Source organism: Streptomyces sp. HUAS 31 (genome assembly GCF_028198125.1).
GTDB classification, from domain to species: Bacteria; Actinomycetota; Actinomycetes; order Streptomycetales; family Streptomycetaceae; genus Streptomyces; species Streptomyces chartreusis.
Window position 1 is genome coordinate 4255907 of the sequence record NZ_CP116353.1, and the last position, 13873, is coordinate 4269779.

The following is a 13873-nucleotide window of genomic DNA, read 5'->3' on the forward strand; positions in this document are numbered from 1 at the left end:
CGACCCCCGCGGTGGGCTCTTCGTCAGTCCAGCACCGGCAGCAGCTCGGGCAGGTGTCCGTCCGAGGCAGTCGCCGCCCGTCGGCGCTCCTCGGAGACCTCGCCGTACAGGGTCGTACGCGGCCTTGCGGGGCGGCCCGCCGCCTCGGCGACGGCCACCAGGTCGCGGACCGACTTGTAGGAGCCGTACGACGAACCCGCCATGCGCGAGATCGTCTCCTCCATCAGTGTGCCGCCGAGGTCGTTGGCGCCGGAGCGGAGCATCTCGGCGGCGCCCTCGGTGCCGAGCTTGACCCAGCTGGTCTGGATGTTGGGGATGTGCGGGTGCAGGAGCAGCCGGGCCATGGCGGTGACCGCCCGGTTGTCGCGGATCGTGGGGCCGGGGCGGGCGATGCCGGCGAGGTACACGGGTGCGTTGGTGTGGATGAAGGGCAGGGTCACGAACTCCGTGAAGCCGCCGGTGCGCTGCTGGATGCCGGCCAGGGTGCGCAGGTGGCCGAGCCAGTGCCGGGGCTGGTCGACGTGGCCGTACATCATCGTCGAGCTGGAGCGGATGCCGAGCTCGTGTGCCGTCGTGACGACCTCGATCCAGGTCGCCGTGGGCAGCTTGCCCTTGGTGAGGACCCAGCGGACCTCGTCGTCGAGGATCTCGGCGGCGGTGCCGGGGATGGAGTCCAGGCCCGCCTCCTTCGCGGCGGTGAGCCACTCGCGGATGGACATGCCGGTGCGGGTGGCGCCGTTGACGACCTCCATCGGCGAGAAGGCGTGCACGTGCATGCCGGGCACGCGCTCCTTCACCGCCCTGGCGATGTCGAAGTACGCCGTGCCGGGCAGGTCAGGGTGGATGCCGCCCTGCATGCAGACCTCGACCGCGCCCACCTCCCACGCCTGCTGGGCCCGGTCGGCGACCTGGTCCAGGGAGAGGGTGTAGGCGTCGGCGTCGGTGCGGCGCTGTGCGAAGGCGCAGAAGCGGCAGCCGGTGTAGCAGACGTTGGTGAAGTTGATGTTCCGCGTGACGATGTACGTCACGTCGTCGCCGACGACCGACCTGCGGACGTCGTCGGCGATCCGGGTGAGCGCGTCCAGCGCCGGGCCGTCGGCGTGCAGCAGCGCCAGCGCCTCGTCGTCGGTCAGCCGGGTCGGGTCGTCGGCGGCGACCCGCAGCGCCTGGCGGACGTCGGTGTCGATGCGCTCGGGCGCCATGCCGGGGGCGGCGGCCTCGCGCAGGGCGCCCCAGTCGCCGTACACCTCGTCGAAGTCGTCACGGCGGTCGGACGTGCGGCCCTCGGTGTCGATGGTGGCGTGCAGGTCGGTGCGGCCGGAGGAGACGAACGCCTCCTCGGGCTCCTGCCACGGGTGACCCTCGACCACGGCGTCGGTGCGGGCCAGGCCGGTCTCGGGGTCGGCGAGCGCCCGTACGTGCGGCAGCAGCCGGGGGTCCATCCAGGGCTCGCCGCGCTGCACGAACTCGGGGTAGACGCACAGCCGTTCCCGCAGCTCGAAGCCGGCGTCCGCCGACTGCCGCGTCAGCTCCTCGATCTGCGGCCAGGGGCGTTCGGGGTTGACGTGGTCGATGGTGAGCGGGGAGACGCCGCCCCAGTCGTCGATGCCGGCCGCGATCAGGCGGGCGTACTCGCCCTCGACGAGGTTGGGCGGGGCCTGGATGTTGCCGGCCGGGCCCATGATGAGCCGGGCCACCGCGACCGCCGCGACCAGTTCGTCCAGCTCGGCGTCCGGCATGCCGCGCATCGCGGTGTCCGGCTTCGCGCGGAAGTTCTGGATGATCAGTTCCTGGATGCCGTGGTAGGAGCGAGAGACACGGCGGAGCGCGAAGAGGGACTCGGCGCGCTCCTCGTACGTCTCGCCGATGCCGATGAGGATCCCGGAGGTGAAGGGGACCGAGGAACGGCCGGCGTCCTCCAGAACGCGCAGCCGGACGGCGGGTTCCTTGTCGGGGGAGCCGTGGTGCGGGCCGCCGGGCTCGGACCACAGGCGGGTGGCGGTCGTCTCCAGCATCATGCCCATCGACGGGGCGACGGGCTTGAGGCGCTGGAAGTCGGTCCAGGTCATGACGCCCGGGTTGAGGTGCGGGAGCAGGCCCGTCTCCTCCAGGATGCGGATGGAGATGGCGCGGACGTAGGCGATGGTGTCGTCGTAGCCGTGCGCGTCCAGCCACTCGCGGGCCTCGGGCCAGCGGTCCTCCGGCTTGTCGCCGAGGGTGATGAGGGCTTCCTTGCAGCCGAGGGCCGCGCCCTTGCGGGCGATGTCGAGGACCTCGTCCGGGGACATGAACATGCCGTGGCCCGCGCGGCGGAGCTTGCCGGGGACGGTGACGAAGGTGCAGTAGTGGCACTTGTCCCGGCACAGCCGGGTGAGGGGGATGAAGACGCTCTTGGAGTACGTGATCACGCCGGGGCGGCCGGCCGCCGCGAGGCCCGCGTCACGCACCCGGGCGGCGGACGCGGCGAGGTCGTCGAGGGCCTCGCCGCGGGCCTGGAGCAGTACGGCCGCCTCGGAGACGTCGAGCGCGACGCCGTCCCGGGCGCGTTTGAGGGCGCGACGCAGGGAGTTCTCGGTCGGGCCGGTTCCAGGGGTCGCGGGAGTCGTCATTCTTTGAGCATACGTTCGAGATTTGCGGGGTCGGGGAGGGTTCGGGGTGGTGCTGTGCGCTGCCGGGTGCGGGTGCGTCGTAGCTGGTCGCGCAGTTCCCCGCGCCCCTGGGTGGGCTGCCTGCCCGCCCCTTTAGAGGTACTCGGCATACTCGTCCAGCACCCGCAGAACCTCGGTCTCCCCCGCCGGAGGCAGCTGTACGACGACCTCCTCGATGCCCAACTCGGCGTAGTGCGAGAGCTTGCCGGGGCTGGGGAACACCGCGTAGGGCACGACCTGGAGCGTGTCGGGGTCGCGGCCGGCGTCGGTCCAGACGGCGCGCAGCCGGGGGAGAGTTTCGGACAGTCCGCGGCCGCCGATCGGCATCCATCCGTCGGCGTACTCGCTGATGTGCGTGAACAGCTTCGGCCCGGCCGCGCCGCCGATGAGCGTGCGGGGGCCGTTGACCTTCGGCGCACGCGGCTTCTGTACGGGTTTGGGGTAGGCGAAACTGGCACTCACCGCCCCGAACTCCCCCTCGTATGCGACGGGTTCGTCGGTCCACAGGGCCCGCATCAGGGCCATCCGGTCACGGACGAGTTCGCGGCGCGTGGCCCACTCGACGCCGTGGTCGGCGGCCTCCTCCACGTTCCAGCCGAAGCCGAGGCCGAGGGTGAACCGCCCGCCCGACAGGTGGTCCAGGGTCGCGATCTGCTTGGCCAGGTCGATCGGGTCGTGCTGGGCGACCAGGGTGATGCCGGTGCCCAGGCCGAGCCGTTCGGTCACCGCGGCGGCCTGGCCGAGGGCGACGAAGGGATCGAGGGTGCGGCCGTACTCGGGCGGCAGCTCGCCGCCCGCCGGGTACGGCGTCGTCCGGTCGACCGGGATGTGGGTGTGCTCGGGCAGATACAGCCCGGCGAACCCCCGCTGCTCCAGCTCACGGGCGAGCCGGACGGGGGCGATGGTCTCGTCGGTGAGGAAGATCGTGGCGGAGATACGCATGGGTGCATCTGTACCGCGCCGAAGTCGCAATGTCCATACCGACCAGTCGGCCTAAAATCGCCTCTCCGCGGCTTCGTCAGCTGACCATCGGCTGACGATTCCCTTCCCTTGCCCGACAGTTCACGGCTGAATACGAGGGTTGCACGCACCACCCCTGCACCACCACGCCCTGTCATCCACGACGACCTGGGGAGCAGCAGCATGTGCGAGGACGACCACGGCGGCCTGGGAAGACGCGCATTGTTCGTGACGGGTGCGGCGGCCGCGCTTACGTTGGGAAGCGTGAGCTTCTCTCGCGGCCCCGCCGAAGCGGCCGAGAACACCGAGACCCGGACGGTACGCGGCACGCTGCCCACCGGCGGCCCCGACTTCGCCTATCTGCCCCTGGAGATCCCGGACGGCATACGGGAGATCAAGGTCGCGTACACCTACGACAAGCCTTCCGTGCCGGCCGGCACTCCGGGCAACGCCCTCGACATCGGCATCTTCGACAACCGCGGCACCGAGCTCGGCGGCAAGGGCTTCCGCGGCTGGTCCGGCGGCGCCCGCACGGAGTTCTTCATCCGCGCCGACGACGCGACGCCGGGCTACATCCCGGGGCCGGTGCGCGAGGGCACCTGGCACATCGTGCTCGGCCCGTACACGGTGGCGCCGCAGGGCCTCGACTACGAGGTCACGATCACCCTGACGTACGGCGAGCAGGCCGAGGCCGTGGAGCCGACCTACCCGCCGGAGCGGGCCAAGGGCCGGGGCCGCGCCTGGTACCGGGGCGACTGCCACCTGCACTCCTGGTACTCGGACGGCCGCCGCACCCCCGCGGAGATCGCCGCGCTGGCCCGCGAGGCCGGCCTGGACTTCATCAACAGCTCGGACCACAACACTCACTCGGCGCACCCGCACTGGGCCGACGAGGCCGGCGACGACCTGCTGGTGATGCTGGGCGAGGAGGTCACGACGCGCAACGGCCATGTGCTGGCGCTCGGCGTCGAGCCGGGGACGTTCATCGACTGGCGCTACCGGGCGCGCGACAACCGCTTCGGCAGGTTCGCCCGCCAGATCCGCCGCGCCGGCGGCCTGGTCGTGCCCGCCCACCCGCACGCCACCTGCGTCGGCTGCAACTGGAAGTTCGGCTTCGACGAGGCGGACGCGGTCGAGGTCTGGAACGGCCCGTGGACGCCGGACGACGAGGTGGCCCTGGCGGACTGGGACGGCACGCTGGTGGCGTCCGTGCGCGACAAGGGCCGCGGCTGGATCCCCGCGATGGGCAACAGCGACGCCCACCGCAGCCCGGACCCGGTCGGCTCCCCGCAGACGGTGGTCCTCGCCGACGACCTCACCCGCGAGGCGATCCAGGAGGGCATCCGCGCGGGCCGCTCCTACGTCGCCGAGTCCAAGAACGTCTCCCTCACCTTCACGGCCTCGGGCGGGCGCGCCGAACAGGCGGGCATCGGCGAGCGGTTGGAGGTCGGCAGGGAAACCCCGGTCACGGTCCGCCTGGAGGTCTCGGGCGCCCCCCGCTGCACGGTCCGCCTCGTCACGGACCAGGGCGTCCTGTTCACCAGCGCTCCCCTGCCGGTGTCCGGCTCGGGCGTCGTGGAGTGGCGTACGACCCCGTCGTACGCGGCCTACGTCCGCGCCGAACTGCGCCACGAGGCGGCGGTGGGCCCCCTGCCGGGCGCCCTCGCGGCCTTCACCAACCCGATCTTCCTGGGCCGCTCATAGCCTGCGCGGGGCACCGCTCGGGCCGGCTCACCGTGCCGGGCGGTGACCCGGCCCTCAGTCCGTCGAGGTGTCCCCCAGGTCGGCGACCACGGCCGCGTGGTCGGACGGCCAGGTGCCGTCGACCGGGCCGTCTCCCGCGCGGCGCACGGCGCGTACACGGCCGAGTCCGCCCGGACCGGGCGGGCCGACGTGTATGTAGTCGATCCGGCCGCCCGGCCCCGGGCCGGCCGGGACATGGGCGTTGGCGCGGTCCCAGGTGAGAGCGGGGGCGGCCGGGTCGGCGTACCGCCAGGCGTCGAGGAAGACCTGCCCGGGCACGACCGGGGCGGTGCCGTGGCCGCCGAACAGACGGAGCTCGTCGGACTCCGGCAAGGCGTTGAAGTCGCCGGTGACGATCGCCGGAAAAGGGGTGTCCACCCCGTTCTCCGCGATGAACTCGGCGAGGGCCGTGACCTGGCGGCAGCGCACGGCCGAGCCGTCCGGGGCGGACGTGAGGTGGGTGGTGAAGAACGGGATGTCGTACGACGGGGCCGAGAGGCGGGTGAAGAGGGCCAGGCGGCCGTCGTCGACGTCGGCGGGGGCGGGCAGTCGCAACGTGCGCCGGTCGGTCACCGGCCAGCGGCTCAGCACGGCGTTGCCGATGTCGACGGTGGGGTCGCCGATGCGCCGGCGCCAGCGCTCGGGGGCGGGCGAGGGGGCCCAGACCCAGTGCATGCCCAGCTCGCCGGCCAGCCACTCGGCCTGGTTCCCGCCGCCGGCCGCCCATACCTCCTGGAGACCCACGACGTCGGGGCGCAGCTCGCGCAGCTCGGTCACGATGGCCTTCTGCCGTGTCTCCCAGGGCCCGAAGCGCCACCACAGGTTCCAGGTCACGACCCGCATCGGAAGCCACCCGCTCTCGTCACGCCGTGTGGGCGACCATTGAAGCAACAGTTCGAGGGCCGCGCCCCCGTACCCGGCAGAAGTCAGGAGACCCACAGGCATGTCCCGCCTCACCGAGCTCAGGTTCCGCGCCGCCACCGCGTTCCAGCGCCATGTCGGCAACCCTGTGCTGCGCCGACTTCCCCTCCAGACGGTCCTGGAGACCACCGGCCGTGTCTCGGGCCTGCCCCGGCAGACACCGGTGGGCGGCAGCCGGGTCGGTGACTCCTTCTGGCTGGTCTCGGAGTTCGGTGACCGGTCCCAGTACATCCGCAACATCAAGGCCGATCCGCGGGTGCGGGTGCGGATAAAGGGCCGCTGGCACACCGGAACGGCCCAGCTGCTCCCCGACGACGACCCGGTCGCGCGGCTGCGCCGCCTGCCCCGCTTCAACAGCACGGCCGTGCGGGCCCTCGGGACGAATCTGCTGACGGTCCGGGTGGACCTCACCGGCTGACACGCACGGCGCGGGTCAGCCGGCCCGCACCCGCTCGCACAGCTCGATCACCAGCCGGACGACGTCCCACGGCGCCCGCAGCGTCGGGAAGTGGTCGCACTCCGGGTGCCGGACCAGCCGACAGCCGGGGATGCGGGCGGCCATCGCCTCGTTGCAGCGGATCACCTCGGACTGGTCCTGCTCACCCAGGAGGAGCGTGCAGGGCAGGTCGAGTTCGCCGAGCCGGTCGAAGGCGGGGGCGCCCGCGATCTCGTGGCCGTACGTCGTGAACCACGCCGGGATCGCCGCCCGCAGCCGGGCCTCGGCCGCCGTGTCCGGGTCGGGGCCGGCCGCGCCCCACACCCGCAGCGCGAGCGCGACCAGGCCGTCGAGGTCCCCGGCGCCGGCCAGCCGGCCGATCTCCTCGGTGATCTCGGGCACCTCCAGGCCCTCGTATCCGGCGACGCCCGGCGTGAACAGGCCCAGCGCGGCCACCCGTCCGGGGTCGCTCAGGGCCAGGTCGATGGCGGTCCTGGCACCCATGCTGGTGCCGGCCAGGACCACCCGGGGCAGGTCGAAGTGGTCCAGGACGCCACGGAGGTCGTCCAGCTGGGCGTAGGGCGTCGTGGGTGCCGGGGAGCGCCCGAAGCCGCGGGCGTCGTACCGGATCACCCGGTGGTGTCCGGCGGCCAGGCCGGGCAGGACGGGCTCCCAGAGCCGGGAGTCCCCGACGCCCGAGTGCAGCAGCACCACGGGCGGCCCCGCCCCGTCCGCACCGGTGTCGTCCGCCCAGACCTCGCCGCCCTTGACCTGCACCAGTTGTCCCATACGGCAGACTCTGCCCGCGTTGCCGAACCGGCGACAGCCACCGGCCGGTCAATCGGCGGGGCTCAGCCCGGCCACACGATGGCCTGCACCTCGCTGTAGGCGTGCAGGGCGTAGGAGCCGACGTCGCGTCCCACTCCGCTCTGCTTGAACCCGCCGAAGGGCGCCTCCATGTTGCGGCCGACGGTGTTGACGCCGACGCCGCCGGCCCGCAGTCGCCGCGCGATCCGGAAGGCGCGGGCGACGTCGCCGGACCAGACGTAGTCGATCAGTCCGTACTCCGTGTCGTTGGCCAGCGCGATGCCCTCTTCCTCCTCGTCGAAGGGGATCACGCACACGACCGGCCCGAAGATCTCCTCCCGGGCGACCCGCATGTCGTTCGTGCAGTCCGCGAGCAGCGTCGGCGCCACGTAGAAGCCCCGCTCGTACGGCGGCCGTTCACCGCCCGCCACCACCACGGCGCCTTCCTTGCGGCCCGTCTCCACGTACGACTCCACCCGGTCCCGGTGCTCGGCCGAGATCACCGGCCCGACGACCGTGGACGCCTCCCGCGGATCGCCGACCTTCAACCGGCCCGCGTATGCGACCAGTTGCTCGACGAGGCGGTCGTGGACGCCCCGCTGCGCCAGCACCCGCGTGGGCGCGGTGCAGATCTGCCCGCTGTAGAAGGAGAACGTCGTCCCGATCCCGGCGACCGCCGAGCCGATGTCCGCGTCGTCGAGGACGACGGCGGCGCCCTTCCCGCCGAGCTCCATCAACTGCCGTTTCATGTCCCGCCCGCACGCCTCGGCGATGCGCCGGCCGACGGCCGTGGAGCCGGTGAAGCTGACCATGTCGACGTCCGGGGACGACACGGCGGCCTCCCCGACCTCGACCGACCTGCCGGAGACGACGTTCACGACCCCCGGCGGTACCCCGGCCGCCTCCAGCGCCTCCGCCATCCGGTAGACGGACAGCGGGTCCTGCGGCGCCGGTTTCACGACCACGGTGTTGCCCATGGCGAGCGCGGGCGCGATCTTGCCGGCCGGGTTGGCCCACGGGTTGTTGTAGGAGGTGATGCAGGTGACCACTCCGACGGGCTGCCGCACGGCCAGCGCACCCATCACGCCGGCCTTCCCCATCGGCCCCGCGTCGTTGATCTGCGGCGCGACGGCCCACTCGGCGGGCTCCACGCGCGCGTAGCGCCGGAACCGGGCCGCCCCGACACCGACCTGCATGCCCCGGGCCGTGCCCGTGGTCGCGCCGGTCTCGGCCTGGGCGAGTTCGGCGTACGGTCCGAGGTGGCCGTGGATGATGTCCGCCGCCCGTGCCAGCACGGCCGCCCGCTCCTCCGGCGCCGTGCGCGACCACGGCCCGAAGGCCTCGCGGGCCGCGGCGCAGGCCGCGAGCACCTGGTCCCGGGAGGCTTCGGGAGCCCCTCCCACGGTCTCCTCCGTCGCCGGATCGATCACGGGATAGTGACCACCGTCCGGCTCCACCCACGAGCCCCCGACGAACAACCGCTGCCGGTCGGATCCTTCGAAGCTCACCTGGTGGCCACCGTCCTGGTGTCCCGCCCCGAGCGCAGCACCCGCCCCGGCACGGCCCCGCTCACCACGTCGTCCCGGATCGCCTCGACACCGTTGACCCACACAGCCCGCACCCCGATCGCCCTGGAGTCCAGCCGCGGGCTGTCGCCCGGCAGGTCGTGCACCAAAGTGGCCGTGCCGGCGTCGATCCGCTCCGGGTCGAAGAGGACCAGGTCCGCATGGAAGCCCTCCTGGATCCGGCCGCGTTCGCGCAGCCCGAAGAGCCGCGCGGGGTCGTCGGTCAGCATCTTGACGGCCTGCTCCAGGCTCGTGAGCCTGCGCCCGCGCAGACAGTCCCCGAGGAACCGGGTCGTGTACGGCGCCCCGCACATCCGGTCCAGATGCGCCCCGGCGTCGGAGCCGCCCAGCATGACGTCGTCGTGCTGCCATGCCTCGGCGCGCAGCGCCCAGGACGCGGGGTCGTTGTCGGTGGGCATCGGCCACAGGACCGTACGCATCTCGTCGGCGGCGCAGATCTCCACCATGCACTGGAAGGGTTCCTGGCCGCGTTCGCGGGCGATGTCCTCCACGACCCGGCCGCTCAGTCCGCGGTTGGCGTCGCTGTAGGTGTCGCCGATGACGTACCGCCCGAAGTTCGTCAGCCGCCGGAAGACGCCCGCCTCCTTGGACGAGGCGTGCCGCAGCAGCTCCGCCCGCACCTCCGGCTCGCGCAGCCGGGCGATCCGCTCGGGCACGGGCAGCCCGAGGACCGGGCCCCAACCGGGGATCAGGTTGAGCGCGCAGAAGGTGCCGAGCGACATGTTCATCGGCGTGAGGATCGGCATGGTCAGCGCCACGACCCGGCCGCCGGCCTTGCGTGCCCGCTCACTGGCCAGCAACTGCCGGGGCACCCGCTCCGGCACGGCCGAGTCGATGGTCAGCACGTTCCAGTTCAGCGGCCGTCCGGCGGCGGCACTCATCTCCACGAACAGCTCGATCTCGGCGTCGCTGAACTGGTCGAGACACCCGGCGACGATGGCCTCGATCTGCGTCCCCTCGTGCTCCCCGACGGCCTTCGACAGCGCGAGCAGTTCGGCGGGCCCGGCGTGCCGCGAGGCCACCGGTTTCCCGTCGCCGTCGGAGTGGGTGGACGACTGGGTGGTGGAGAACCCCCAGGCCCCGGCGTCCATGGCGTCGTGCAACAGCCGCACGATCTCGGCGAGTTGCTCCTCACTGGGCTGCCCGCCGACCGCGTCGGCTCCCATGACGTACCGCCGCAGCGCGCAGTGCCCCACCATGAACCCCGCGTTGACCGCGATCCGCCCTTCGAGCGCGTCCAGATACTCCCCGAAGGAGTTCCAGCTCCAGGGCGCCCCTTCTTCGAGGGCGACCAGCGACATCCCCTCGACCTTGGACATCATCCGCCGCGTGTAATCCGCGTCCCCGGGACGCCCCGGATTCAACGGCGCCAACGTGAACCCACAGTTCCCACCGGCCACCGTGGTCACCCCGTGGTTGAGGGAGGGGGTGGCATAGGGGTCCCAGAAAAGCTGGGCGTCGTAGTGGGTGTGCGGATCGACGAACCCCGGAGCGAGAACGAGCCCCGCGGCGTCCTCGCTGGTACGGGATCCCTCGGTGACGGTTCCTATGACGGCGATACGGCCGTCGCGTATGCCGACGTCGGCGGTGAAGGCGGGCGCGCCGGTTCCGTCGACAACGGACGCACCCTTGATGACGTGATCGAGCATTGGCTCACCTCTTGGTATGCGGCGGAACTGCTTACCCAGGGGCGCGGGGAACTGCGCGACCAGCCACGAACTCACCCGCACCCGCCGACGGAGATCACACGGCAGCCCGGAACCGCGAAGTCCGGTGAACGGGATCCGTGTCGATCTTCGGAATGACGTGCTCCCCGATCAGCCGGATCGTCTGCAACGTCTCCTCCTTCGGCACCCCCACCGGCAACCCGAAGCTCAACTGATCCGCCCCGGCCTGCTCCCACCGCTTGCACTGCGTGAGCACCTCGTCCGGATCACCGCAGATCAGCAGTTCCTCCTCGATCAGCAGCTCCACGAACTCCGGCGTGTACTCGGGCAGCGTCTCCGGCCAGACCGGGAATCCCTCGGGCCGCGGGAAGGTGTCGTGGTACCGGAACACCAGCGACGGCAGATAGTGCAGCCCGCCGTTCACCGCGATCCGGATGGCCTCGTCGTGCGTCGGCGCGCAGATCGCCGTGGTCGTCACCATGACGTTGTCGTTGACGAAGTCCCCGATCGGCTCCGCGTTCACGACCGCCGTCTTGTACTGCTCCAGCACCCACTCCATGTCGGAGACCTTCTGGATGCTGAAGCCGAGCACCCCGAGCCCCTTGCGGGCGGCCATCGCGTACGACGGCGGCGACCCGGCGGCGTACCACATCGCCGGATGCGACTTCCCGTACGGCTTGGGCAGGACCTTGCGCGGCGGCAGCTGCCAGTGTTTGCCCTGGAAGCCGACGTACTCGTCCTGGAGCCACATCTTGGGGAACTCGGCGATCGTCTCTTCCCAGATCTCCTTGGTGTAGTTCATATCGGTCACGCCCGGTATGAACCCGAGGATCTCGTGCGAGCCGGCACCGCGGCCGCTGCCGAACTCGAAGCGGTTCTCGCTCAGATGGTCGAGCATCGCGACCTTCTCGGCGACCTTCACCGGATGGTTGACCTGGGCCAGCGGGTTGAAGATGCCGGATCCCAGATGGATCCGCTCGGTCGCGTGCGCGAGGTACCCGAGGAACACGTCGTTGGCGGAGAGATGCGAGTACTCCTCCAGGAAGTGGTGCTCGGAGGCCCACGCGTACTTGAAGCCTGACTTGTCCGCCTGGATGACGTACTCGGTCTCCTCCATCAGCGCCTTGTGCTCCGCGAGCGGATCGGTCTCGGCGCGCTTGCCCACGTATCCCTGTACAAAGAGCCCGAATTCCAAGGCGGTTCACCGTCCCCGGTATCGAAGTTTTCTGACGCTCCGTCAGTTTTGAACGACTGTGGCACCCCCCGCATGGAGGGTCAATACCTGATGGTCAGTCAGATGACGCTGACCCCCGCCAGCCACCCGCCGTCGATCACGAACGGCTGTCCGGTGATGTAGGAGGAGTCCTCGGACGTCAGGAACAGCGCCAGCCGCGCCACCTCCTGCGGCCTCCCGATCCGGCCGAGCGGCACGAGCTTGCGATACAGGCCGTCCAGGGCCCGGCTCGTCTCCTCCGCGTCCGCCTCCGGGTCCAGCTGCGCCGGGTTGGACATCGCGGTGTCGATCGCGCCGGGGCACATGGCGTTGACCCGGATGCCGCGCGGCGCCAGCTCCAGCGCGGCGACGCGGGTGAGACCGAGGATGGCGTGCTTGGTCGCGGCGTACGTCCCCACGGCCGCCATGCCCGTGACGGCCGTGTAGGAGGCGGTGTTGACGATCGTGCCGCCGTCCTCCATCTCGGGAGCCACGGTCTTCATACCGAGGAAGCAGCCGACCTGGTTGACCCGCACGACCTGCATGAACTCCTCCAGCGGCGTGTCGACGAGGGAGTTGAACCGCAGGATGCCGGCGTTGTTCACGAGCCCGTCGACCCGGCCGTACGCCTCCTTGGCGGCCGCCAGCGCGGCGCGCCAGTCCTCCTCGCTGCCGACGTCGAGGTGGACGTACAGCGCCCCCAGCTCCTTGGCCAGCGCCCCGCCCTGGTCGTCCAGCACATCGGCGACCACGACGTTCGCGCCCTCGGCCACGAACAGCCGCGCCTCCTGCTCGCCCTGTCCGCGCGCGGCGCCCGTGACGATGATCGTCCGTCCGTCCAGCTTGCCCATGACTCTCCCTAGTCGAGGCGGGGCGCGACCTCGGCCCCGAACGCGGTGATCTGGTCGACGAGCTCGCTGCGGCCACGGCTGCGGAACCGCACCTGGATCTGGTCCACCCCCATCGCCCGGTACGCCCGCAGCGACTCGGCGAGGGCGTCCGGCGTCCCGGTCAGCGTCCGGCGCCCGACGTCCCACGCGGGCGTGCCGACGTACAGGGGCTCGACGATGGCGCCGACGGTGTACGGCCCCTCGATGCCCGCCTCCTGCCTGAGCCGCCGGATCCGGGCGATCTGGGCGGGCAGCCGGTCGCGCGGGTCGCCCTGCGGCAGCCACCCGTCGCCCTTCAGCGCGGCCCGGCGCACGGCGGCCGGCGAGGATCCACCGACCCAGACCGGGACGCGCTCCTGGGCGGGGCGGGGCAGCTGGCCGAGGCCCTCGAAGTCGTAGAGTTTGCCGTGGTGTTCGGGGAACTCCTCCGGTCCGAGGGCGGCGCGCAGGGCGTCGATCGACTCGTCGAGGACAGATCCGCGCCGCTCGAAGTCGACGCCGAGCACCTCGAACTCCTCGCGCACATGCCCGGCCCCGACGCCGAGGATCAGCCGCCCCGCGCTGAGGTGGTCGAGGGTGGCGTACTGCTTGGCGCTGAGCAGGGGGTGGCGCAGGCCGACGACCGCGACATGGCTGAGCAGGCGTACCCGCTCGGTGGCCGCCGCGAGGAAGGCGAGGGTGGCGACCGGGTCGTACCAGACCGTGCTCATCGCGGAGGCCAGGCGGCGCGGGATGGCGACGTGGTCGCAGGTGGCGACGTAGTCGAAGCCGGCGCGGTCGGCGGCGCGGGCCAGGGCGACGAGGTCGTCGGGTCCGGCGCCCGCCTCCCACGGCTCCGCGTACATCGTGCTCTGCGACTGGACGGGGAGCTGCATCCCGAACAGCGTCCGTCCGTCCGGCGGGACTTGGATGACCACACGCCCTCCTCGATCTGACGGTCCGTCACATTCATGCTCGGGCGCCATCGTCCGGTCTGGCGGCGCAACAGACAAGGGGTGGGGC

At 71.7% G+C, this 13873-nt stretch carries 11 protein-coding genes; 2 read left to right on the plus strand and 9 right to left on the minus strand.

Annotated features, from left to right (window positions below):
• Window positions 1–23: 23 nt before the first annotated feature.
• Window positions 24–2609, minus strand: a complete 2586-nt coding sequence (locus PGH47_RS18710; RefSeq protein WP_271664384.1) for a bifunctional FO biosynthesis protein CofGH — start codon at window positions 2607–2609, stop codon at window positions 24–26.
• 132 nt (window positions 2610–2741) lie between these two features.
• Window positions 2742–3590, minus strand: a complete 849-nt coding sequence (locus PGH47_RS18715) for an LLM class F420-dependent oxidoreductase (protein WP_271664385.1) — start codon at window positions 3588–3590, stop codon at window positions 2742–2744.
• A 201-nt stretch (window positions 3591–3791) separates the two neighbouring features.
• Between PGH47_RS18715 and PGH47_RS18720 the strand changes: the two genes are divergently transcribed.
• Window positions 3792–5312, plus strand: a complete 1521-nt coding sequence (locus PGH47_RS18720; protein ID WP_271664386.1) for a CehA/McbA family metallohydrolase — start codon at window positions 3792–3794, stop codon at window positions 5310–5312.
• Window positions 5313–5366: 54 nt separating this feature from the next.
• On the opposite strand, the gene PGH47_RS18725 is transcribed toward PGH47_RS18720, so the two are convergent.
• On the minus strand, window positions 5367–6194 hold the full coding sequence (locus PGH47_RS18725; protein ID WP_271664387.1) for an endonuclease/exonuclease/phosphatase family protein: 828 nt from the start codon (window positions 6192–6194) through the stop codon (window positions 5367–5369).
• Between the two features lie 100 nt (window positions 6195–6294).
• Here PGH47_RS18725 and PGH47_RS18730 point away from each other — a divergent pair, with 100 nt between their 5' ends.
• The gene (locus tag PGH47_RS18730) at window positions 6295–6690 is read left to right on the plus strand and encodes a nitroreductase/quinone reductase family protein (protein ID WP_271664388.1); all 396 of its coding nucleotides are present in this window, start codon (window positions 6295–6297) and stop codon (window positions 6688–6690) included.
• A 15-nt stretch (window positions 6691–6705) separates the two neighbouring features.
• Here the strand turns inward: PGH47_RS18730 and PGH47_RS18735 are convergent, their stop codons facing one another.
• The 6 genes from PGH47_RS18735 to PGH47_RS18760 all read right to left on the minus strand — a co-directional run bounded on the left by PGH47_RS18735 (window position 6706) and on the right by PGH47_RS18760 (window position 13746).
• Window positions 6706–7497, minus strand: a complete 792-nt coding sequence (locus PGH47_RS18735) for an alpha/beta fold hydrolase (RefSeq protein ID WP_271664389.1) — start codon at window positions 7495–7497, stop codon at window positions 6706–6708.
• A gap of 62 nt (window positions 7498–7559) precedes the next feature.
• The gene (locus tag PGH47_RS18740; protein ID WP_271664390.1) at window positions 7560–9023 is read right to left on the minus strand and encodes an aldehyde dehydrogenase family protein; all 1464 of its coding nucleotides are present in this window, start codon (window positions 9021–9023) and stop codon (window positions 7560–7562) included.
• Window positions 9020–10750, minus strand: coding sequence for an N-acyl-D-amino-acid deacylase family protein (locus PGH47_RS18745; RefSeq protein WP_271664391.1), 1731 nt, complete (start codon window positions 10748–10750; stop codon window positions 9020–9022). Before PGH47_RS18745 ends, PGH47_RS18740 begins: the two co-directional genes overlap by 4 nt.
• Before the next feature lie 94 nt (window positions 10751–10844).
• A complete protein-coding gene (locus PGH47_RS18750; protein ID WP_333938070.1) occupies window positions 10845–11963 on the minus strand; it encodes an LLM class flavin-dependent oxidoreductase in 1119 nt (372 codons plus the stop codon).
• Between the two features lie 98 nt (window positions 11964–12061).
• Entirely contained in the window at window positions 12062–12832 is a 771-nt protein-coding gene (locus tag PGH47_RS18755; RefSeq protein WP_271664393.1) for an SDR family NAD(P)-dependent oxidoreductase, read from the minus strand.
• An 8-nt stretch (window positions 12833–12840) separates the two neighbouring features.
• A complete protein-coding gene (locus PGH47_RS18760; RefSeq protein WP_271668092.1) occupies window positions 12841–13746 on the minus strand; it encodes a TIGR03619 family F420-dependent LLM class oxidoreductase in 906 nt (301 codons plus the stop codon).
• Window positions 13747–13873: the final 127 nt, after the last annotated feature.

Bases quoted from the DNA above. Each gene is read 5' to 3' on its own strand.
- PGH47_RS18715 (WP_271664385.1), bottom strand. From the start codon at position 3,590: ATGCGTATCTCCGCCACGATCTTCCTCACCGACGAGACCATCGCCCCC.
- PGH47_RS18710 (WP_271664384.1), bottom strand. From the start codon at position 2,609: ATGACGACTCCCGCGACCCCTGGAACCGGCCCGACCGAGAACTCCCTG.
- PGH47_RS18735 (WP_271664389.1), bottom strand. From the start codon at position 7,497: ATGGGACAACTGGTGCAGGTCAAGGGCGGCGAGGTCTGGGCGGACGAC.
- PGH47_RS18755 (WP_271664393.1), bottom strand. From the start codon at position 12,832: ATGGGCAAGCTGGACGGACGGACGATCATCGTCACGGGCGCCGCGCGC.
- PGH47_RS18760 (WP_271668092.1), bottom strand. From the start codon at position 13,746: ATGCAGCTCCCCGTCCAGTCGCAGAGCACGATGTACGCGGAGCCGTGG.
- PGH47_RS18725 (WP_271664387.1), bottom strand. From the start codon at position 6,194: ATGCGGGTCGTGACCTGGAACCTGTGGTGGCGCTTCGGGCCCTGGGAG.
- PGH47_RS18720 (WP_271664386.1), top strand. From the start codon at position 3,792: ATGTGCGAGGACGACCACGGCGGCCTGGGAAGACGCGCATTGTTCGTG.
- PGH47_RS18730 (WP_271664388.1), top strand. From the start codon at position 6,295: ATGTCCCGCCTCACCGAGCTCAGGTTCCGCGCCGCCACCGCGTTCCAG.
- PGH47_RS18745 (WP_271664391.1), bottom strand. From the start codon at position 10,750: ATGCTCGATCACGTCATCAAGGGTGCGTCCGTTGTCGACGGAACCGGC.